The sequence below is a fragment of the Paraburkholderia aromaticivorans genome, assembly GCF_002278075.1.
Classification (GTDB): Bacteria; Pseudomonadota; Gammaproteobacteria; order Burkholderiales; family Burkholderiaceae; genus Paraburkholderia; species Paraburkholderia aromaticivorans.
This window is the reverse complement of record NZ_CP022989.1, coordinates 255,559-277,774: the sequence shown is the minus strand read 5'-3', so window position 1 is coordinate 277,774 and position 22,216 is coordinate 255,559. Positions and strand designations below refer to the sequence as shown.

At 62.0% G+C, this 22,216-nt stretch carries 16 protein-coding genes; 7 read left to right on the top strand and 9 right to left on the bottom strand.

Features of this window, described 5'->3' with window-relative positions; translation table 11 throughout:
- The first annotated feature begins 51 nt into the window (after nucleotides 1-51).
- Together CJU94_RS01180 and CJU94_RS01175 are read left to right on the top strand one after the other, a co-directional pair.
- Nucleotides 52-2,337: an arginine/lysine/ornithine decarboxylase gene (locus CJU94_RS01180; protein ID WP_095417208.1), complete on the top strand. Its 2,286-nt coding sequence runs from the start codon at nucleotides 52-54 to the stop codon at nucleotides 2,335-2,337.
- Between the two features lie 2 nt (nucleotides 2,338-2,339).
- Nucleotides 2,340-3,071, top strand: a complete 732-nt coding sequence (locus tag CJU94_RS01175; protein ID WP_095417207.1) for a lysozyme inhibitor LprI family protein — start codon at nucleotides 2,340-2,342, stop codon at nucleotides 3,069-3,071.
- Nucleotides 3,072-3,119: 48 nt separating this feature from the next.
- Here CJU94_RS01175 and CJU94_RS01170 read toward each other — a convergent pair whose 3' ends face one another.
- Together CJU94_RS01170 and CJU94_RS01165 are read right to left on the bottom strand one after the other, a co-directional pair.
- On the bottom strand, nucleotides 3,120-4,046 hold the full coding sequence (locus CJU94_RS01170) for a bestrophin family protein (protein ID WP_095417206.1): 927 nt from the start codon (nucleotides 4,044-4,046) through the stop codon (nucleotides 3,120-3,122).
- A 93-nt stretch (nucleotides 4,047-4,139) separates the two neighbouring features.
- Nucleotides 4,140-4,982, bottom strand: coding sequence for a DMT family transporter (locus CJU94_RS01165; RefSeq protein WP_095417205.1), 843 nt, complete (start codon nucleotides 4,980-4,982; stop codon nucleotides 4,140-4,142).
- A gap of 225 nt (nucleotides 4,983-5,207) precedes the next feature.
- On the opposite strand from CJU94_RS01165, the gene gcvA reads away from it, so the two are divergent.
- Together gcvA and CJU94_RS01155 are read left to right on the top strand one after the other, a co-directional pair.
- Entirely contained in the window at nucleotides 5,208-6,116 is a 909-nt protein-coding gene (gene gcvA, locus CJU94_RS01160; RefSeq protein WP_095417204.1) for a transcriptional regulator GcvA, read from the top strand.
- A 416-nt stretch (nucleotides 6,117-6,532) separates the two neighbouring features.
- Entirely contained in the window at nucleotides 6,533-7,684 is a 1,152-nt protein-coding gene (locus CJU94_RS01155; protein ID WP_095417203.1) for a porin, read from the top strand.
- 130 nt (nucleotides 7,685-7,814) lie between these two features.
- Here the strand turns inward: CJU94_RS01155 and CJU94_RS01150 are convergent, their stop codons facing one another.
- The 5 genes from CJU94_RS01150 to CJU94_RS01130 all read right to left on the bottom strand — a co-directional run bounded on the left by CJU94_RS01150 (nucleotide 7,815) and on the right by CJU94_RS01130 (nucleotide 16,291).
- The gene (locus CJU94_RS01150) at nucleotides 7,815-10,640 is read right to left on the bottom strand and encodes a 2-oxoglutarate dehydrogenase E1 component (protein ID WP_095417202.1); all 2,826 of its coding nucleotides are present in this window, start codon (nucleotides 10,638-10,640) and stop codon (nucleotides 7,815-7,817) included.
- 571 nt (nucleotides 10,641-11,211) lie between these two features.
- Nucleotides 11,212-12,801 carry an efflux transporter outer membrane subunit gene (locus tag CJU94_RS01145; RefSeq protein ID WP_095417201.1) on the bottom strand — a complete coding sequence of 530 codons (1,590 nt, stop codon included), beginning with the start codon at nucleotides 12,799-12,801 and terminating at the stop codon, nucleotides 11,212-11,214.
- Complete coding sequence (locus CJU94_RS01140) at nucleotides 12,798-13,874, bottom strand: HlyD family secretion protein (RefSeq protein ID WP_095417200.1); 1,077 nt, start codon at nucleotides 13,872-13,874, stop codon at nucleotides 12,798-12,800. The genes CJU94_RS01145 and CJU94_RS01140 overlap by 4 nt, the downstream gene beginning before the upstream one ends.
- A gap of 11 nt (nucleotides 13,875-13,885) precedes the next feature.
- Nucleotides 13,886-15,511: an MFS transporter gene (locus CJU94_RS01135; RefSeq protein ID WP_095417199.1), complete on the bottom strand. Its 1,626-nt coding sequence runs from the start codon at nucleotides 15,509-15,511 to the stop codon at nucleotides 13,886-13,888.
- Nucleotides 15,512-15,616: 105 nt separating this feature from the next.
- Entirely contained in the window at nucleotides 15,617-16,291 is a 675-nt protein-coding gene (locus CJU94_RS01130; protein WP_095417198.1) for an antibiotic biosynthesis monooxygenase family protein, read from the bottom strand.
- Nucleotides 16,292-16,708: 417 nt separating this feature from the next.
- On the opposite strand from CJU94_RS01130, the gene CJU94_RS01125 reads away from it, so the two are divergent.
- A complete protein-coding gene (locus tag CJU94_RS01125) occupies nucleotides 16,709-17,641 on the top strand; it encodes a LysR family transcriptional regulator (protein ID WP_095417197.1) in 933 nt (310 codons plus the stop codon).
- Here CJU94_RS01125 and mug read toward each other — a convergent pair.
- Nucleotides 17,602-18,132 (bottom strand): G/U mismatch-specific DNA glycosylase, encoded by a 531-nt coding sequence (mug, locus tag CJU94_RS01120; protein ID WP_095417196.1) that lies wholly within the window; start codon nucleotides 18,130-18,132, stop codon nucleotides 17,602-17,604. The genes CJU94_RS01125 and mug overlap by 40 nt on opposite strands.
- Nucleotides 18,129-19,154 (bottom strand): GlxA family transcriptional regulator, encoded by a 1,026-nt coding sequence (locus CJU94_RS01115; protein WP_095417195.1) that lies wholly within the window; start codon nucleotides 19,152-19,154, stop codon nucleotides 18,129-18,131. The genes mug and CJU94_RS01115 overlap by 4 nt, the downstream gene beginning before the upstream one ends.
- A gap of 510 nt (nucleotides 19,155-19,664) precedes the next feature.
- Here CJU94_RS01115 and CJU94_RS01110 point away from each other — a divergent pair.
- Complete coding sequence (locus tag CJU94_RS01110; protein ID WP_095417194.1) at nucleotides 19,665-20,243, top strand: DJ-1/PfpI family protein; 579 nt, start codon at nucleotides 19,665-19,667, stop codon at nucleotides 20,241-20,243.
- A 76-nt stretch (nucleotides 20,244-20,319) separates the two neighbouring features.
- Nucleotides 20,320-22,185 carry a biosynthetic-type acetolactate synthase large subunit gene (ilvB, locus tag CJU94_RS01105; RefSeq protein WP_095417193.1) on the top strand — a complete coding sequence of 622 codons (1,866 nt, stop codon included), beginning with the start codon at nucleotides 20,320-20,322 and terminating at the stop codon, nucleotides 22,183-22,185.
- Nucleotides 22,186-22,216: the final 31 nt, after the last annotated feature.

The window sequence follows — 22,216 nt, the reverse complement described above, 5'->3', positions numbered from 1 at the left end:
GACCGCTGCAATTGACAGAATGCAGCGGTCGTTCTTTTTGGAGAATCGCCCATGAAGTTTCGTTTTCCCGTCGTCATCATCGACGAAGATTTCCGCTCCGAGAACATCTCGGGTTCCGGCATCCGGGCTTTGGCCGAAGCTATCGAGAAAGAAGGCGCGGAAGTGCTCGGGTTGACGAGCTACGGCGATCTGACCTCGTTCGCGCAGCAGTCGAGCCGCGCCTCGTGCTTCATCCTCTCGATCGACGACGACGAGCTGCTGCCGTACGTCGATAACGTGGTGGTGGAAGGCGAGACGCCGGAGCTGGCCGCCGCGATCGTCGCGCTGCGCGCGTTCGTCACCGAAGTGCGCCGCCGCAACGCCGATATTCCGATCTTCCTGTACGGCGAAACGCGTACCTCGCGCCACTTGCCGAACGACATCCTGCGCGAACTGCACGGCTTCATCCACATGTTCGAGGACACGCCGGAGTTCGTCGCGCGCCATATCATCCGCGAGACCAAGGTGTATCTGGATTCGCTCGCGCCGCCGTTCTTCAAGGAACTGGTGCAGTACGCGGACGAAGGCTCGTACTCGTGGCATTGCCCGGGCCACTCGGGCGGCGTCGCGTTCCTGAAGAGCCCGCTCGGCCAGATGTTCCATCAGTTCTTCGGCGAGAACATGCTGCGCGCGGACGTGTGCAATGCCGTCGACGAACTCGGCCAGTTGCTGGACCATACGGGTCCGGTCGCGGCCTCCGAGCGCAACGCGGCGCGCATCTTCAGCGCGGACCACGTGTTCTTCGTGACCAACGGCACGTCCACGTCGAACAAGATCGTCTGGCACGGCACGGTCGCACCGGGCGACATCGTGCTGGTGGACCGCAACTGCCACAAGTCGATCCTGCACGCGATCACCATGACCGGCGCGATTCCGGTGTTCCTCACGCCCACGCGCAACAACTTCGGCATCATCGGGCCGATTCCGCGCAGCGAGTTCGAGCCGGAAAACATCAAGAAGAAGATCCTGGCGAACCCGTTCGCCCGCGAAGCGCTCGCGAAGAATCCGAACCTCAAGCCGCGCATCCTGACCATCACGCAAAGCACCTACGACGGCGTGATCTACAACGTCGAGATGATCAAGGAAATGCTGGGCGACTGGCTGGATACGCTGCACTTCGACGAAGCCTGGCTGCCGCACGCCGAATTTCACGAGTTCTATCAGGACATGCACGCGATCGGCGCGGGCCGTCCGCGCATCGGCGCACTGGTGTTCGCCACGCACTCCACGCACAAGCTGCTGGCCGGCATTTCGCAGGCTTCGCAAATCGTCGTGCAGGATTCGAAGAACAGCCGCTTCGACAAGCACCGCTTCAATGAAGCGTATCTGATGCATACGTCGACGAGCCCGCAGTACGCGATCATCGCCTCGTGCGACGTGGCCGCGGCCATGATGGAAGCACCGGGCGGCACCGCGCTGGTCGAAGAGTCGATCGCGGAAGCGCTGGATTTCCGCCGCGCAATGAGCAAGGTCGATGCCGAATACGGCGACGACTGGTTCTTCAAGGTGTGGGGACCGGAGACGTTCGCGGAAGAAGGCATCGGCTCGCGCGAAGACTGGATGCTGCGCCCGAACGACGCGTGGCACGGTTTCGGTCCGCTTGCCGAAGGTTTCAACATGCTCGACCCGATCAAGGCGACCATCGTCACGCCGGGTCTGGACATGGACGGCGGCTTCGGCGAGTCGGGCATTCCGGCCGCGATCGTCACGAAGTATCTGGCCGAGCACGGCATCATCGTCGAGAAGACCGGGCTGTATTCGTTCTTCATCATGTTTACGATCGGCATCACCAAGGGCCGCTGGAATTCGATGGTCACCGAACTCCAGCAGTTCAAGGACGACTACGACAACAACCAGCCGCTGTGGCGCGTGCTGCCCGAGTTCGTCTCGCATCATCCGATGTACGAGCGCGTCGGCCTGCGCGATCTGTGCGAGCAGATTCACAGCGTCTACCGCGCGAACGACATCGCGCGTCTGACGACCGAGATGTACCTGTCGAGCATGGAGCCGGCCATGAAGCCGTCGGACGCGTTCGCCAAGCTCGCGCACCGCGAAATCGACCGCGTGCCTATCGACGAACTCGAAGGCCGCGTCACCTCGATCCTGTTGACGCCGTATCCGCCGGGCATCCCGCTGCTGATTCCGGGCGAGCGCTTCAACAAGACCATCGTCAACTATCTGCGTTTCGCGCGCGAGTTCAACGAGCGCTTCCCGGGTTTCCACACGGACATCCACGGGCTTGTTGGCGAAACGATCAACGGGCGCATCGAATACTTCGTCGATTGCGTTCGCGCTTGAGCATGCGGCACGCGACGTCCCCGTCGGGCGCCGGCGCTTCGCGGCGCGTGGTCTGCGCGCTGGCGCTGGCCGCGGCGGCGGTGTTCGGCGCGGCGTCGCTGCCGGCGCATGCCGAAGTCGCCGCCGCCGACCCGATCGACGCGTCGATGCGCGCGTGCCTTGCGCGCAGCGACATGTCGTCGACAGCGGGGCAGGTGCAGTGCATGGACAACGCGCGGATCGGCTGGAAGACCGCGTTGGACAATGCGTGGCAGCAGCTCCAGCAGAAGCTGCCGCCCGCGCAGCGCAAGCAGTGGGAAAAGAGCCAGACGAGCTGGCAGGCCTCGCGCGATGCCGAAAAACAGTTGCTCGCCGCCGTGTTCGCCACGACACGCCGCTCCATGTACGTGCTCGCCGAAGCCGACATGCAGTTGCAGCCGGTGCGCGACCGGGCACTCGCGCTGCGCAGCGCGGTCGCGAAGGCGGCCGCCGGCGGCGATCCGCCGCGCCGGGTGCGTGCCTGCGGTGCGGACGCGCAATGTGAACACGCCATGTTCGATCTGAACCGCTACTACCGCCGCTTGCAGTCGAAAATGCCGGCGCGTGCGCGCTCGACGTTGACGCGCGCACAGAAGGCGTGGACCGCGTATCTGAATGCTACGACGCCGGTCATCGACGAGCGCGGCCGCATCGATATCATCGGCGCGCGGGTGGCGACGCTCAAGCGTTTGTCGGAAACGGCCGGCAACAGTTGAGCGGGCGGCGAGCCGCGCGCTTCGAACGAAACGCGTTCAATTGCGCGTTCAGTTGAGGACGTAGCCTTCCGCTTCCGGGTTTGGCAACGCGAGAGCCGGTTCGCCGAGCAGGTCGCGTATGGCGTCCTCGGTCACGAGCGACATCATGTGAAGCGCGAGGTCGTTGTCGTCGATGCCGAACGGTTCTTCGATCTGCGACGCAATGGCTTCGTGCGCCATGAACGTGTAGGCCACGAACACCGCGAACACGGGCGTGAAGATGCCGATGCTGTCCACCAGTCCGAACGGCAAGGACGCGCAGAAGAAGTACACCGTGCGGTGGATCATCACCGAATAGGCAAACGGCAGCGGCGTCGAAACGATGCGCTCGCATCCGCCGATCACATCCGAGAGTCCATTCAGATTCCGATCGAAGGCGATCACCGCCATCGGATCGATTGCGCCCGCCTGAGCGTGGCGCTGCACCCATTCGCCGAGGTAGAGCATCAAGGTGGCCGGCTTGTACCGCGACGCCATGACGCGCTCGAACAGGGCTTGCGGCAGTCGTGCGGCGAGGTCTTCGCGCGGATCGGTATGGCGAAGCTGATGACGCAGCGCGTGGGGCAGGGCGCCGAGCGCATTGAAAAATTCCCTGAGGTCTTCTTTCGGCATCGGCCGGGACGGCAGGGTGAGCACCTGGCGGGTGAGCGAGCGCGACTCGTTCAGCAGTTGTCCCCAGAGCTTGCGCGCTTCCCACCAGCGGTCGTAGCTGGCGTTGTTCCTGAAGCCGAGGAAAACCGCGAGCGCAATGCCTATCAGCGAGAACGGCGCGGTGGTGTTCAGATTCAGCGAGATCGGCAGCAGGTGGTCGTGAGCCGCCACCGCCACGATCGAAATGCAGAAGATCAGGAAGAGCCGCGGAAGCAGTCGGGGAAGGACTGAGCCTTGCCAGGCGAGCAGCATGCGAAACCAATGGAGATGCGGGCGGATGATCATTGGGGGGGCTTTGTTGCCTGATGCCGTGGAATGGCTATTATCGCTTTTTTGTGTTTTGAGTCTGCCGGATCAGAGCCCGACTCAAAGCCCGGCTCAAAGCCCCAGACAAACCGCCCCGGCCGCGACGATCACGCATGCGAGCCAACGTTTGCCACTGACCGCTTCCCCTAGGAACACCCGCCCGATCAGCACCGCGAACACCACGCTGGTCTCGCGTAACGCGGACACCGTGCCCATTGCGCCCGCCTGCATCGCCCAGATCACGATGCCATACGCCGCGATCGACACGAGGCCGCCAGCCAACGACGAGCCCACGGCCATCGGCATCGCCCGAACCGGTGTCCACAGCGCCGCGAATCCGCGCATCGCGATGAACAGCACCGGCATCAGCCAGTAGAAAAGGAACATCCACGTGGTGTAGGCGAGCGCCCGGCCGTCGGATAAGCGCACGCCCATGCCGTCGATCACGGTGTAGAGCGCGATCGTCGCGCCGGTCGTCAGCGCGGCCAGCGCCCCTGCCCGCGACACGCGTCCGCCTTGCAGCGCGATCGCCATGATGCCGCCCGAGATCATCACGATCCCGAGCGCGTGTACGGGGCCGATCGACTCGTGCGCGAAGAGCGCCGCGCCGAGCGTGACGAGCAGCGGCGACGAACCGCGCGCGACCGGATATGCCTGCGCCAGATCGCTGCGGCGGTACGCCCGCACGAGCGTGACGTTGTAGACGATATGCACGAGCCCCGATGCGACGATGTACGGCCAGGCCGCGGCGGCCGGCCGCGGCGTGAACAGGACCACGAGCGTGGCCACCGCCGCGATGGCGATGCTCATCCACGTCATGGACAGAAACCGGTCGCGGTTGCCGTGCAGCATCGCGTTCCAGCTTGCATGGAGCAGGGCGGCAAGGAGAACGAGACCGCCGGTGTAGCTGAGCATTGGTGAGCTGGGCAGGCAAGGGTTAGGAAGATGTGTGCTTCGCGCGTACAACGCCACCGATCGACGCGCGGCGCAGCGGATCGGCAGAAGCGGCCTTTCCGGGTCTTCGCCGGCCGTCTTTTGGCTGTCGATGTTCGAATCAGCGCGTAGCAAGCAGGATATCTATCTTGTCGCGGTCCCGCAAACCAGATAAATTCGGTCTTCGTGATAGATAAACTCTCGTGAATGAAACGGCTATTGCCTCCGCTCAATGCGTTGCGTGCCTTCGAGGCCGCGGGCCGTCTTGGCAGCTTCAAGGAAGCGGCAGCCGAGTTGCACGTGACTCACGGTGCGGTGAGTCAGCACGTGCGTCTGCTCGAGGAGTGGCTGCGCGCCCCGCTGTTCGAACGGCACAACCGGCGCGTGGTGCTCACTCCCGCGGCGCGGCTCTACCTGGTGCAAATTGGTCCTTTGTTCGAGCAGTTGTCGCAGGCAACGGCGCGATATGGCTTCCCCGAGACTGTTTCCCGGACGCTGTCGGTGAATGCGCCCGCGACATTCACGTTGCGCTGGCTGGTACCGCGACTGGCAACCTTGCGCGCCGGGCATCCCGACGTGGACGTCAACGTGGAGACGTCCAACGAGTCGGTGGAGAGTCTGAAAGATGTCTATGACATCGTCATACGGGGTGGCCCGGACACGTTCTATGGCTATTCGATGCGGCCTTTCCTGTCCGAGGAGCGCGTCCCGGTGTGCAGTCCCGCGCTGTTGCAGCGGCTGCCACTTCGGATTCCGGACGATCTGCGGCAGCATACGTTGCTGCACACATCGAGCCTTCCTCGGCTCTGGCCGGACTGGCTGGCAAGCGCAAAGATTCCCGCACTCAGGCCGGCTGCCGCGCTGACCTTCGACCACTTCTATCTGACGTTGCAGGCTGCGATCGACGGGATCGGTATCGCGATGGGACCCACCGCGCTGGTATCCGACGATCTCGCGGCCGGCCGGCTCGTCACGCCGTTTGCCGGCCCTCGTCTGCCGTCGCGCAGCTATTGCACGTACGTTCCGGACGGCAAGTCCGCGGATGAGCTGGTCGTGCTGTTTCGCTCATGGCTCGAGCGAGAGGGGATGAATTCACGCACGCAGACTATCCGTTAGACGCGGATTCGCTGATGAGCCGCGCTCCGCGGCGGGCGATTAAAGTGTCTTCGCCGCGCAGATCCGTGTCGTGAATTGGAAGGGTCTGTTACACGACATGGATGAATCGCCGTGAGCCTGTTTGCGGGAAGACCACTGAGAGTCTGTTTGCTCACGGTTTGCGGCGCCTTGCGAGCGACCGGGCGATCAGTTGCAAAACCAAGCCTGGCAAGGGTTGTCGCCATATTCTCGCTACCTTTGAAGATAGTTAGGATGCCGTTCCATACAGGCACTCCGACAACTTCGTCCCTTAGCCAATAACACAATCGACGATTTGCATATGACAAGAGATCAGTTCCGTTGCAGCAGACAGACTTCTAGCATCGACTCCCACTCAAGGCACAACTTGCCAATTTACCTTTACCCCGGAGTCGACTTTGACCAAGAAGCTCTTCCTGGGCGCCACTATCGCGGCGAGCCTGATCGCTCCGCTGGCGCATGCCCAGAATTCCGTCACCCTCTACGGCCTGATTGACGCCGGACTCATGTACACGAATAACGTCAAGAAAGGCTCGTCGGCAGGCTCTCTCGTTCAGGCGACGAGCGGCAACATCAACGGTAGCCAGTTTGGCCTGCGCGGCAATGAAGACCTGGGTGGCGGACTCCGTGCGATCTTCGTGCTCGAGAACGGCTTCAACATCCAGAACGGCAAGCTCGGACAGAACAATCGCCTGTTCGGCCGTCAAGCCTATGTCGGTATCGACTCGGCCCAGTACGGGACGCTGACCCTCGGTCGCCAGTACGACTCGGGTGTCGACTTCGTCGCGCCGTTATCCGAAGTGGCGTCGACGTTCGGGAAGACCGGCTTCGCGCATCCATTCGACAACGATAATCTGGACTACTCTGTCCGTATCAACAACGCCGTCAAGTTCAACAGCCACAGCATGGCAGGTTTGAAGTTCGGCGGGCTATACGCATTCTCCAACAGCACGGACTTCAGTTCGAACCGCGCATACAGCGTTGGCGCAAGTTACGGGAACGGGCCGTTGAACTTTGCAGCCAGCTATCTTCAGATCAACGGATCGAATAGCACGAATACATCCGGCGCAATCGATACGGCCGAATCGACCGCCAACGGCACCGGCGGCTTCCTGCTCGGCGCGGATGTGCAGCGCGTGGCCGCCGCTGGCGTGAACTACGCGTTTGGTCCGGCTGTGCTTGGCTTCGTGTATTCACATAGCCAGTATCAAGGTACGAAGTCGTTCGGGTCGGCAGGCGGCACCGTGCGCTTCGACAATTTCGAAGTCAACGGCCGTTACGCGCTGACGCCGGCGCTGAAACTGGGTGTGGCTTATGTCTACACGGACGGTCATGTCTCCCGCACAACGACTTACGGCGCGGACCCGAAGTGGAATCAGGTGAATGCGCAACTGATCTATTCGCTTTCGAAGCGAACTGATGTCTACGCGGAAGGCATGTTTCAGCACGTGAGCGGAAAGCAGTACGTTGCGTTTGTCAATACCGCGGGAGGCGCGTCGTCGACCGCAAACCAGGTGGTCGGAACGGTCGGATTGCGAACCCGGTTTTAAGAGGCGCAGGCGAGCGGAAGGCACGCGCTTAAGAAACGGGGGCGCGCAACCGCGGATCCGTGCCCCCGTGAACCTGCCAACGACGGCGAGTCAGCGGCATCGTCTCCGGCTCGCCTTCTTTGCAGCCGCCTTACTCGTCGATCGCTGCGTGCAGGAACTTTTCCTGACGCGCAACATGCATCGACCGATAACCCGGTGCGGTCGAAGCGGTTGCCTCAGGTCCGACATAGCGCAGCGCGGCGGGTGCCTTCACCAATTCCAGCAGCGGCTCCAAGACAAAACTCCACGCTCCCTGGTTTTTTGACTCCTCCTGACACCATACGACCTCTTTCAGATTCGGATAGCGCTGCAGTTCCGAACTGATCGGCTTCGCGGGAAACGGGTACAACTGTTCAACGCGAATCAATGCGATGTTGTCTTTTTGAGCCTTGCGCCGACGCTCCAGAAGCTCGAAGTAGACCTTTCCCGAACACAGGATGACGCGGTCGACCCTGGCCGCGGCTTCCAGCGTGGGCGATTCGCCGAGAATCTCGTTGAATCGGCCCTGAGCGAGATCCTCCAGGGTGCTGACCGCTTCCGGGTGACGCAGAAGCGACTTCGGCGTCATCACAATGAGCGGAACGCGATCGCGCAGCACTGCCTGCATCCGCAGCAGGTGGAAAATCTGAGCCGGCGTCGTGGGCTGACAGACCCGCATATTGTCCTGTGCGCAAAGCTGCAGGTAGCGCTCGAGGCGGGCGGACGCGTGCTCCGGACCTTCGCCTTCCTGACCGTGCGGAAGCAACATCGTCAACCCGCTATGTTGCCCCCACTTTGCAGCGCCTGCTGAGAGGAAGTTGTCGATAACAACCTGAGCGCCGTTCGCGAAGTCGCCGAACTGTGCTTCCCACAGTACGAGCGAGTTTTGTCGAACAACGGAATATCCGTACTCGAAACCCAGCACCGCGGCTTCCGACAGAACCGAGTTGGTGACGGAAAATCGTCCCTGGTCGTCCGACACATTCTCGAGCGGGACATACGTTCCTTCTCCCCGAATCGACCGCTTCTGATCGTGAAGCACCGCGTGACGATGGCTGAACGTGCCGCGTTCACTGTCTTGCCCGCTTAAGCGCACGTCTATGCCGGCGCGGAGAAGTGAAGCGAAAGCGAGATGTTCTGCCATACCCCAGTCCAATGGACGCTTGCCTTCGGCCATCTCGCGCCGGGCACTCATCACTTTGCCAACGAGCGGATGCAGCGCGTACTGTCCGGGCACGCTCGTGATCTTCAGGGCGAGCTTTTGAACGAGGTCTGGCAGCGGGGCCGCGTAGTAAATGCGCCCAACGTTTCCATCGAGCAACTGCGGCCAGGTCACCTCTTCGTTCGCTTTATTGACCGGCTTCTTCTCTTCGCTGGTTCGCACGGCGTCGAGACGTTCACGGTAGTCGTGGACATACTTCTCGACGTCTTCCGACGTTACGACCCGCTCGTCCACCAGCTTCCGTGCATAGAGCGCGCGGACCCCCGGATGACCTGCGATCGAGCGATACATCAACGGTTGGGTGATGGCGGGCGTATCCTGCTCCTGGTGACCATGCCGGCGGAAGCAAACCAGTTCGATCACCACGCTCTTCTTGAACATCGCACGAAAGTCGATTGCAAGGCGTGTTGCCGCCACCACCGCCTCAGGGTCGTCGCCGTTCACATGCAGGACCGGTGCCTCGATCATCTTGGCAATATCGGTGCAATAGAAAGACGACCGCACATCTCGCGGGTCCGATGTGGTGAAGCCAACCTGGTTGTTCACGACCACATGTATCGTGCCGCCCGTGCCGTAGCCCCTGGTGTTCGAAAGGTTCATCGTCTCCATGACGATGCCTTGCCCGGAAACCGCGGCGTCCCCATGGATCTCCACGGGGAGAACCGCACCCGTGCCTTGCCCCAGTGCTTCGGCGCGCGCGCGAGCGATCCCTTGAACCACCGGATTGACAATTTCGAGGTGCGACGGGTTGAACGCGAGCGTCACTTCTGCCGGCCCCGTCGCAGTCGGGAGCAAGCCGGTAAAGCCCTTGTGATATTTGACGTCGCCCGCCGGAAGAAGATGCGCGGTTTTCCCGTCGAACTCGTCGAACAACGCGGCCGGCGGTTTGCCGACAATGTTGACTAGAACATTCAGACGTCCGCGGTGCGCCATGCCGAGAATCGAGCTCCTGATCCCCTTCGTGGCCCCATAGGCAACCAGCTCGTCCAGCAGGACGATAAGCGACTCGCCACCTTCCAGCGAAAAGCGCTTCTGGCCGACATAGCGGGCATGGAGATATTTTTCCAGGCCCTCGGCAGCCGTCAGCCGTTCGAGGATATGCAGCTTGTCACCGGTATCGAGGATCGCTTTCGAACGCGAAGACTCAAGACGCATTTGCCACCAGTTGCGCTGATCCGGGTCGGCCAGATGCATGAACTCGGCGCCCAGCGTGCCGCAATAGGTTTCTGTCAGTGCCTGCACCAGATCGCCAAGTGTCGCGTCTTCGTCCGAAAAATAGGTGCCCGACATGCTGAACTTCGTGTTCATGTCAGCGTGGGACAGATCGTAGTAGCCAGGGTTCAGATCCCGCACTGGCGCCGGCGCGGTCCAGCGCAAAGGATCCAGATGCGCATGACGGGTGCCGACCATGCGGTAGGCCGAAATCAGCGCCTGCACGGCGACCTGTTTCCGGGCGAAGCGGAGTACGTCGGTCTCCGAACGTCCTCCAGTGCGAGCCTGTCTGGTTAACTCGACAAAGCGGGACACGACCGGCGCGTGCGCAACGTCGCCGGTGTCTGATCCATCTACGGCCGGCAGACCCTGCAATGCGTCGAAATAGCCGCGCCATTCTTCCGACACCGTGTTCGGGTCGGCAAGGTAGGCCTCGTATTGCTCCTCGACATAAGGAGCGTTGCCCCCAAACAGGAAGGAGGTACTCCGGTTGCGCATCATCATGATGACTCTGTCCTCAGCCGGGCTGATGCCCGATATCCGCCACGAATTGACCCAGGGCAGCTCCCGTTGCCGCATTGGCCGCGCCAATGCCTCACAGGTACACGAAGACAGCATCCAGATGCGAAACGAGGCCCGGTTCCGCGCCACGCCATTCGCGTCAACTTGTGCAAGACCCCGTGACTCAAGTCACCAGATCCCTGTGCCCGCCAGGACCAGCAGTCTCCTGACTGTTGGTAAGGACAGTTTAGGTTTTATGGGTTCGTACCGATGCGCGAACTGTGATGGTTTTGGGTCACTTTTCGCCGATTCCCGGCCATCACGGCAGATCGTGAATCTGTCACGCCGGACGATATGTTGCCTACCAGGCTCGACAGCGGAGCGAGCTTGTCAGGCAGCCGGCACGACTGCAGCTTGGGGCAAGCGGGCTGCCGGAGGCACGCCAGAAAGAAGCGAGGTCGGGTCGTCGAAAACGACCTTCAACCTCGCCTTGCGCGACGTTTCCGCGTTGAACAGGATGGCGGTGAGAACGCGCCACGCCGGCGAACATCACGCGGCTGTCGACGCTCCCGCATCAACGCGAGACGTATGGATTGCCGTAAGTCGACTCCCACCCGCCACCAAGCGCCTTGCAGAGCGTGATCAGATTCGCGGCTGCGCTCGCCTTGCTTTGTTCGAAGTTGCTCTCGGCATCGAGTAGTTGTTTCTGCACGTTCAGCACGTCCAGATAGTCGAGTGCCCCGGCCTTGTAGCGCTGCTGCGCGATCGAAAGCGCGCGTTGGTTGAGCGCCACCACCGTGGTCAGCTTATCGCGGCGTAGTTGCTCGGCGTCGTAGACGACGAGTGCATCGTCCACCTCGCGCCACGCCTCCAGCACGGTGTGTTTGTACACGATCGCGGCTTCCTGTTGTTGTGCTTCGCGCAGGTTCAAGGTCCCCTTGAGGCGGCCGCCTTCGAAAATCGGCATCGTGATGGACGGACCGACGACAAACTGACCGGACGCCCAGTTGGCGAGACTCGAAAGCTGAAGGCTCTGGAAACCCGCGCTGCCGTTAAGCGATATGCGCGGATAGAAGTCCGCTTTTGCCATGCCGATTGAGGCCGTCGCCGCATGCAACTGCGCTTCCGCCTTCCTGATGTCGGGTCTGCGCTGCACCAGTTCCGACGGAAAACCGATCGGCACCTGTCCGGGTAGATCGGGCACGTCGTGCGCTTTGTCGTGCGCTTTGTCGTGCGCTTCGTCGTGAGCTTCGTCGTGAGCTTCGCCGAGCGTTTGCTCGAGTGCGCGAGGCTCCTCGCCGAGCAATACGCCGATCGCATTGATCGTGGTCTCGCTTCGCGATTCGAGCGTCGGAATCAGACTCTCGATCAACGCCACCTGCGCAGAAGCGTTGGCCACGTCCAGCTCCGTCGTCACACCCTCGTGCACCCGTACCTGCGTGAGTTTCGCGGTATTGCGGGCAATCTCCAGGTTTTGCCGCGCGATTCGCAGCAGCGACTGTGTATCGCGCAACTCGATATAGTCTCGCGCGAGTTCGGCACGGGCAGACAGCAAGATGGCATTGCGGTCTTCGTACGAGGCATCCGCGAGGGCGGACGCGGCCTCCACACCGCGTCGAACTCCGCCCCAGATATCGATTTCCCACGACGCATCGAAGCCGAACTGATAGAGGTTGTAGGCCGGTGAACCCTTGGATCCCGGCAACGGCGCCACGCCGAGCGGCGTACCGCCCGAAGCGGATTGCGATTGGCTTTGGGTCGGGCTGACCCCGAGCAGCGACAAAATGCCATTCGGGCTTCCGCGCTCGCGGTTGTATGAGGCAGCGCCTTCCAGCGTGGGATATTCGGCGGCGCCTGCAACACGCTGTTCGGCCCGGCTTTGACGAAGGCGCGCCGACGCCGCGGCCACATCGAGGTTCGCGTCGGCCAGTCGCTGTTCGAGCGCGTTCAGCGTGGGGTCGTTGAATAGCGTCCACCAATCCGGATTGAGTCCGGTTTCGACGGCCTTGCTCGATGCTTGCGCAGTCTGGGTGCGATCAAAGACCTGCGTCGGCGTGGACGTCGTGGGACGCTCGAAATCCGGTCCGACGGTGCAGCCCGCTATCACCAGACACGCCAATATTTCCAACGCCAACGCGCGAAAAGAGAAGCCGTTCGCATTCATTTTCTTTCTCCTGCCTCGGCCAGCGTATCGGCATGCTGGCCGACGGCGACTTCCGCTTCGACGGAAAGCCCCACGCTCAGCGCGGCCGCCGCCTCCTGAGCGTGGTCGATGGTGATCTTGACAGGCACGCGTTGCACGACCTTGGTGAAGTTACCGGTCGCATTGTCCGGCGCGATCGGCGCAAAGCTCACGCCGGTTGCGGGAGCGAGACTGTCGACGCGGCCGCGGATCACCACGCCGGGAAAACTGTCGACCTTGATCCGCACGCTTTCGCCGGGCCGCATGTGGGTGATCTGGTTTTCCTGAAAGTTGGCGACGACATAGGCGTCGGAAAGCGGCACGATCGCGAGAACCGCCGCGCCTGGCGTCACGAATGCGCCGACCCGCGCGGAACGCCGCCCGACCTTGCCGTCCACCGGCGCATGAATCTCCGTGTAGGACAGGTTGAGCCTCGCCTGCTCGAGCGCCGCCGCGGCGCGTGCGAGCGCGCCGGCTGCCTTATCGCGCTGGGTACGCAGCACGTCCAGGTTCTGCTCGGTCGACGCCAGCACGGCGCGATCGTGCGCCTGCTGCGCGAGCTGCTCGGCGAGCGCGCTCGAAGTGCGTTGTTGTTCCTGCGCCGTGCCAGCACCGGCGTCCGAGAGGTTCTGGTATCGCGCGGCGTTGGCTCGCGCAAACGCGATCGACGCGTCGTCGGCTTTGAGCGTCGCACGCGCCTGCTCGACCAGCGACGGTTGGCGTGCGATCTCGGCGTCGAAGTTCGCGACGGAGGCCTTCGCCGCGGCCACGTCCGCTTCGGCGCTCAGCAACGCGGCGCGGAAGTCGCGGTCGTCGATGCGGACCAGCAATTGCCCAGCCTTGACGGCCTGGTTGTCGTTGACGAATACGTCGGAGATCTGGCCGGCGATACGCGGCGCGACGAGCGTGAAATCGGCCTCGACATAAGCGTCGTTGGTGGATTCGGTATTCGAGCCGCCTGCCAGGCTTGAGCAAGCCCATGCGCCAACGCCTGCTGCGACGACCAGCGCGGCAACACGAATGATTTTGAGGGGAGATCGAGCAATGGATGACATGATATCGGCCCTTAATGGGAAGAGGGCGGCGTAGTGCTCCACGGCGGGTATATACGCACGGGCAACACTGGCACGAGGAAAAGAAGTGCGATGGCCACACCTGCCATCACGCGATAAAGATCCGCCGAGGTCAGTACCACTGCCTGCTCGTGGATCCGGTGGGCGAGTTCGCCGAGACCGTGAGCCGCGTCGACGCTCTGGCTGGCCACCAGCGCGTGGTTGCCCAAATGGTCCACGAGCATGTTCGAATGAAGACGTTCGCGATCCGTACCCAGGCCTTCGATCAGACCCGTCGCCACAGCCGCGGAAAACGTTTTGAGCGAGTTGAACATCGCTGAAGCGAATGGGCCGTCCGTGGGCGGCAAGCCCGTCGTCACGCCCATCAAAATCGCGAGAATCACCATGGGTTGCGCCACGATCTGGATGGATTGAAACCAGTAGAAATTGTCGCGAATCCACTCGGACGTGATGAAGCTATTCATCAGACACGTAGCGGGCATCAGGCTCAGTCCAATGGCCATGACCCAGCGGTGGTCGACCCGCCGCAGATTCAGCACGGCAGCCGTCAAAGGCAGCGTGATCAATAGCGGGATCGCAACCAGCAACGACAGCGGCGCGGTCTGCAGCGGCCGGTAGGCGTGAACCCTGGCGAGATACTGGCTGGGAATCGCCGCCACGCCGACCAGCAGTATGACCGCGCCCACGAGCGTCGTGAGTCCGTGCACGAAGTTTCGGCGCGACAGCATCTGCAGCTTGAAGAATGGCAGCGGGTGGAACCACTCGTTGACAAGGAAGGTGGCGAACAGCAGCGCCCCGCCAATGAACATCACGCGAATGAATCCCGAATCGAGCCAGTCGAGACGATCGCCTTGCAGAAGGCCGATAACGAGCATGGCGACGGCCGGAAAGCCCGTCAGAAATCCGGTCCAGTTGAAGGCGCCGAGTCGGTCGAGTTTGAGCGGATCGGCCGGAAGCCCCTGCTGGATCGCGAGGCAGCTCACGATGCCGAGCGGCACGATTTGCCAGAAGACCATCTGCCAGCCGACATACTCGGTCCACAGAGCCGCGAGCGGAGTGCCGAGGGCCGGCCCGAAGGTCGCCGTAAGCGCGTAACCGGCGAGTCCGTACAGTTTCACTTTGGGCGGAAGATAACGCAGCGCCACGATGATCAGCATCGGCGGAAGGCATCCGCCGGCAATCCCCTGAAGAACACGCAACACATAGAGCGAGAGCAGGTTCGGTGCGAAGGGGCACAGCACGCCGAGGAGCATGGTCGCGATCACGGCGCCGATCGTAAATCGCTTGAGCGTGAAGGTGATCCCGAACCACGGCGCGAACACCATCGTGGCGACGTTAGCCGCCTCGAACAGCGCGGTCAGCCAGGTTCCGTCGTCGTGACCGATCGAAAGCGCACCCTGGACATCCGCCATCGACAGGGCCGTGACCTGTTCGTTGAGAATGGCCAGCAGCGACGCGAGCAGCATTCCAACGAGGCCGGCCGCGAGGCGAAGCGAAAGCGCGGCTTGCCTGGGCGCCGGCTGCGCGGGAGCCTCGGTCCCGGGCGCAGGAGCGGGTTCCCGCGACCGCGGGATGGCCGGTGCGTCCGCTCCAAGCGTCAAAGGGTTGCCAGTAGTCATGGGGGCCTCGTTGCTACTCATGGTCGATAGGGTATCTAAACATTTTCCGTTTCAGCTCGCGCGGGAGCGAAGGTGCCAGAATCCGCGCTCGAACTAAGCGAACCCTTAGAGCTTGCGCTGCACCTCTTCGAAGTATTGCGGCGCTTCGCGGCGATCGAACATGCCGTACTCACGGACGATGCGGATACTCCGCTGGCGCAAGCCATCCGCCTTCCGCGCATCGCGCTCGAACGCTTCAACTGCCGCCTGATTGCGCCACGTCACCACCGCGATCACGTCGCCCGGTGTCATCAGTGCCTCGAATACGTCCCACGAGACGAGGCCGGGTGCGCTCGTATCGACGCCGAGTGATTTCGCCACCCCTTCGGCGTCAGTCTGCTCGAGCCACTCCGGCGAGCGTGCCGCATCGAGCAGCGTCACGGCGGTGCCACGGCCCGTTTCGGTGACATCCAGGCGCTGCTCACGCAGGACCTGTCCGGCAGGCACCTGGTTATCGCTGACAACCTGGCCGATGCGCAGGCGATAGTCGGCGAAGACGCGATCGCGCGCAGCCTGCTGTATCTTGTGATGCGACGTGGTGGTGCGCCAGCGCACGAGCGACTTCTCGTCACGCCAGCTCGACAGCGAAAGAAGCCAGCCTTCGCGGGTGAGACTCGCATAGCGCGTGTTGTCGATGAAGCCTTCGATCTTCTCGAGTTCGGGCCGCAGCATGCCGGCCATGCCGAGATAGGCGTCGAACTGTTCGGGCTTCGGGTTAACTTCAAGCATGGCGGAGAACATGAGTACCTCTTACATTGGGTTGGCGATACGACGCGTCGTGGTGAATGCGCGAAGCCAGCGCCGTTGGCGGATTCGTTGCCGCATGACCGATACCTGGCGCTTGCGGTAATTGTGCGGGACTGGCCGATTCATCGGAGTCCAGGCTAGTTGATTATTGGGCCAATGAGTTGGTGAATTTAGCCAATCGGACATCGGCGTTCCGATCACCATCACTGTGCGAAAGAGTCTCTTTCGAGCCGCAAAGGCAATTCTTCTGGCGTGGAAAATCTGAACGACCGCTTTCTGAAATCCGGAAAGCGTTTGGCCTGGGACATTTTGTGTTTTCTTTGAGCCATTCGGCGACACGAATCATTAACGTGCGGATCGCAGCGCATAGAATCGCGGCGTGTTGACGCGGTGACCAGGTTGGAGAACGGAATGGAAAGATTGCGTGAGATGGAGGTGTTCGTCGCCATTGTCGACCGGGGCAGCTTTACCGGCGCGGCCGAAAAATTCGGCATGTCGGCCGGCGCGGTCTCGCGGGCGGTCAGTTCGCTGGAGTCCCGTCTCGGTACGCATCTGCTCGCCCGGACGACGCGATCGGTTCGTCCAACGGACGCAGGTATGGCATACCTCGAAGCCTGCAGGAAGGTGCTGGACACCATCACGGATGCGGAAGCCAACATTGCCGCCGATCAGCTCAATCCCGTAGGGACGTTGACCGTTTCCGCACCAGTGCTGTTCGGCCAGCGCTATGTCGCTCCGCTGGTCAACGCCTTCGCACTGCGTTATCCGGACGTCGGCATCAAGGCGGTGTACGTCGATCGAACTACGCGGCTTCTGGAGGAAGGCGTCGATATCGCGATCCGTGTCGGCCATCTCGGGGATTCCTCGGCGTTCGCGATTCCGTTAGGGTTCGTGCGGCGTTGCACGTATGCGGCTCCCTCTTATCTTGCCGTGCATGGGGAACCGCTTCACCCCAAAGATCTGGCCAATCACCATTGCGTATCTTTCACGGGCGTCTCGCTTCCGCTCGAATGGGTGTACAACGAAAACGGTTCGAGGTTACCGGTCAGGCTGCGGCCGCGAATGATCGTCGACCTCGGCCCCGCTGCTGTTCTCGCGGCCGTCGACGGAGTGGGGATAATCCAGTTGCTGTCGTATCAAGCGGCTCCCGAGGTACTTGACGGCAAGCTCCGACCCGTCCTGACGTCGTTCGAGCCCGAGTCGATCCCGGTGAGCCTGCTTCATGTGGAGCGACGAAGCAGCAGCGGCAAGATTCGCGCCTTCGTGGATTTCGTGACGGGGACATTGCGCAAGAACGCGCACCTTCAAGGCGTGGACGCTACCGCAATGCGAACCTCGCGGTAGGCGACAACCAGCGCATCGAGGTCGAATGCCCTGTTCAGTCCGCTCGGATTGGGTAACACCCACGCACATGCGCCGCCGAATGGCTCTGTTTGCAGTCCCCAATGGATGGAACGTGTGCCGGAGATCGCCGCAAGCGCCATTTTTCCGAGGAAAGCAACATGCCGCGGCGCGTACCGCTCGACCTTGCGCCGAAAATCATCACCGGCCAGTTCGAGCTCCGATCGCGACAGATCGGCGGCGCGCGCGGTTGGCCGCGAGACCACCGCGGTAAGACCGTAGCCATAGCGAAGAACCGTGCGGTCGTCTTCGGGCCGAATCTGTCCGGGAGTAAAACCCGCCAGATGCATCACCCGCCAGAACCGGTTGCCTCTGCCCGCAAAGTGGTGGCCCGTTGATGCCGCACGGATACCCGGATTGATTCCGACGAATATGAGCGGCAAGCCGGGTGCAAGGATATCGGGAAGGGATTGAGGAGAGTCGGCGTCAGTCACAGATGCGACAGTCCTTGAAAAGCAACCTGCTTGCCGGCGCTGTTAGCCAGCCATGGCTGTTTGCTGGCCTCGCCGCGAAATCGCTGCCGGTATTGTTTCGGTGTCACGTTTAGCCGCCGGGAGAAGGTGGTGCGCATATGCGTGGCGCTGCGGAAACCGCATTTGAATGCCACGGTTTTCAGCGGTGCATCCGAATCCTCCAGCAACTTTCTCGCGGTATCGACGCGAACCTGCTCGACAAATGCGGACGGCGTCACCTTTGCATACTTCGCGAACAATCGTGAGAAGGTTCGTCGGCTGACTGCCACTGCGCTCGCGAGTTGTTCGATCGATAGCGCATCGGTTATATGCTCGGTCACATACCGGTGCACTTTGCCGATAAGCGGATCCTCGTCGCGCCCGGCTCCAATGTAGGGGCTGTATTGAGACTGGCCGCCTTCCCGCTGGATATAGACGACAAGACGTTTTGCAACACGCACCGCCAGTTCGTGTCCCCAGTCTTCGGCGACGAGCGACAGGCACAGATCGATACCGGCCGTTACCCCTGCCGAGGTAAAGAGGCGTCCGTCGCGAACGAAGATCTTGTCGGGCTGCACGCTCGCCTGCGGAAATTCATGGGCGAGACGGCCCGCGTCCGCCCAGTGGGTCGTCACTTCCTTGCCGTCGAGCAGTCCCGCATGGGCAAGTACGAATGCTCCATTGCAAACAGAGCCGAAGCGTGTCGCGTTGCGGGCCTGACTCCGCAGCCACGCCAGAAAGTCACTCGGCGGTTGGGCATCCGGCAATTGCGGCCCTCCGGCGACCAGTAGCAGATCCCATTGCGTGTCGAGATCCGCATAGCCGAATGGCACGTAAAGCTGCATTCCGTTCGAGCAGGTCACGCTGCCGGCCCGAGGTCCCACTAGGGAGACTTCATATCGCTGCGGTTCGGAAAGGATCGTGTTTGCTTCGGCGAACACGTCGAGGGGGCCCGCAACGTCGAGCGCCTGAACACCATCGAATATAACAATGGCGACTTTCATGCCGTGACCTTCATGGAGTGAGTAGGCCCGTTTCCGATACCGGCGATTCGATTGGCTTTACCCGAAAGACCGGACCAAGCCTGCCAGCCTGTACTGACGAGCGGTAACCGAGCTTACCGCAATCGCCTGAAAACAGGGATGCACCAGGCGGTAACTTACTTTTGCGTCTGGGTAACAAGCGCACTGGATCGCGGCCATGCTCGACTGACATCGCGTCCTCTGGAGGCAACCCGACGGGCGACAACTCCGAGGTGGCGCCGGTGGCCCAAATCTCACATCGATTGGCCCAGCACGACGACAACCACGTGTTTCCTCTCTCATGCCGGCTCATTAGACTGGGTCTCGTGGATGTGGCGAGTCACCAGCGCGCCGGAGGACCGGCCGCGAGAACCTGTAACCAAGGGCAGATTCGTCATGGTCGAGGGACGCGATACCCCGCACCGCCTCGCCGGGCGTGACGCGGCGAGATATGCGGCGCCCGTATGCAGTGAATTCACGGAGTAACGGAGCATGCAGGTCGCGATGATGCTGTACGCAGGATTTCGGCTGCTCGAAGTGACGGGGCCGATGGACGTGTTTCACGAAGCGAATCGCCTGTGCGGCGCAACGTTGTACGAGCAGCATCTCGTGGGGCCGTCTGCGGGCCCGGTGCTGTGCTCGAATGGCGTAGCGGTGGGCGCGACCGACAGTCTGCTGGACGCGCCTGTTTGGTTCGACATCGTCGTAGTGCCGGGGTGCCCCGTCCTCGGGTCGAGCCGTGAACTTCATGATCTGGTGAACTGGCTCAAGGCTGCGGGGCACAGGGTGCGAAGGTTCGCGTCGGTGTCCAACGGGGCTTTTCTGATCGCGCGCGCCGGCCTTGCTGACCATCGCCCTTTGACTACGCATTGGCGCGATGCGCGGCGTTTGTCCAGCGAGTATCCCGTTGTGCGCGCCGCGGGCGATCGAGGCTGTTCGAAGGAGGGCGGTCTGCATGCGTCGCGCGGCATAACGGATGGTATTCAGGTGGCCCTGGAGCTGGTCCGGGAGGACCTTGGCGACGAGTTCGCCAGAAGCATTACTAAATCATTGTCGAGGCGCCGCTCATGAGCGCCGACTGGATAGGAGATCGTTCCTTGATTCTGGCTGCTGTTCCTGTCAGCGCCGATTTGCCCGCGAGCCAACCATGACCCGAAACCCAATCATTGCTTCACAAGCCGATTTGACGCCAACGAATGTGACTGAAACGCTGTCGGGGGCCGACATTATCCTGCGCGTACTTGCCGAGCAGGGCGTCGACACGCTGTTTGGCTATAGCGGCGGTGCGATTCTGCCGACCTACGACGCGGTGTTTCGTCATAACGAAAGGAACGCGACCCATGGCGGGCGTCAAATCAAGTTTGTCGTACCGGCCAACGAGCAGGCCGCGGGCTTTATGGCCGCCGGTTACGCGCGGGCCAGCGGAAAAGTCGGCGTTTTCATGGTGACGTCCGGACCGGGTGCGACAAACGCGGTGACGCCGATCGCGGACTGTAATGGCGATTCGGTACCCGTCGTCCTCATCTGCGGGCAGGTGCCGCGTGCCGCGATCGGCAGCGACGCGTTTCAGGAAGCGCCCGTCTTCAACATCATGTCGGCGTGCGCGAAGCAGGTGTTTCTGGTCACCGATCCGATGAAGCTCGAGCCGACCCTGCGCACCGCGTTCGAAGTGGCCCGCACGGGCCGTCCGGGCCCGGTTGTTGTGGATGTGCCCAAAGACATCCAGAACTGGACGGGGCCCTATCACGGGCGAGGCGCACTGCATTTTCGCGGCTACTCCGACCGTCTGCGGATGGTGGCGAAAGGGGCGCATCTGGCAAACGATAAAGCCATCGCCTTCTTCGATCTCCTGCGGCGCAGTAAGCGGCCGCTGCTCTATGTCGGCGGCGGTGTCATCACGGCTCGCGCGAGCGCGGAGCTGCGGGCGTTCGCCGAGCGCTACGGCATTCCGATCGTAACGACGCTGATGGGTCTTGGCGCCGTATCTGCAAAACACCCGCTGTTTCTCGGCATGCTCGGCATGCACGGCGCCGCCTGCGCAAACTACGCCGTTGAAGACTGCGATTTTCTGATCGCGGTGGGCGCCCGGTTCGACGATCGGGTCGCCGGTGGACGGCCTGAGTCATTCGCTCCCGCTGCCCGCCATATCGCGCATATCGACATCGACGAGGCGGAGATCAACAAGGTCAAGCGCGCGCACTGGACTCACGTGAGCGATGCTAAAGAGGCCTTACTGTCTTTGATGGAGCACAGTCCGGCGGCGCAGTCGTCTTCGGATTGGCTCGACCAGGTGGTGGCGCTCAAGCGGAGGTTCGGCATGAACTACGACCGAAACAACCCGGCGATTCAACCGCAGCGGGTTATCGAGAAACTCAGTGAGATCACAGGCGGACGCGCGATCATCAGCACCGGCGTCGGCCAGCATCAGATGTGGGCGGCGCAGTTTTTCGCGTTCGTCGAGCCTCGAAGCTTTCTGACATCGGGCAGCATGGGGACGATGGGTTTTGGGCTGCCGGCTGCGATTGGCGCGCAGTTGGCGCGGCCGGATGCGCTCGTGATCGACATCGACGGCGATGGCAGCATCCGGATGAATGTCGGCGAACTGGAGACGGCAAGCACGTACGGCATCCCCGTCAAAGTACTGCTGCTCAACAATCGCGGAGATGGAATGATCCGGCAGTGGCAGCGTCTCTTTTACGACGGGCGAATGTTTGTCAGCGACAAGGCGCTGCATCGCAAAGACTTTGTGATGGCGGCACAGGCCGATGGCTTCGAATTCGCGCGTCGCGTTCAGGCGCCGGGCGAACTCGAGGACGCGTTGAGAGCGTTCGTCGAATTTGAGGGGCCGGCTTTCCTCGAGGTGATGATCGATGAGAATGCCGATGTCTTTCCGATCGTGGGTCCCGGCCAAAGCTACGCGAGTATGAACACCGGTCCCTTTATCCCGTCTCGAACCGGGTGTGGAACATCCACTCAGGTCGTAGGACAAAAAAGTGCCGCGGATATGTTCTAACGAAGATGAGCGCCGGTGTTGCAAGGAGTGT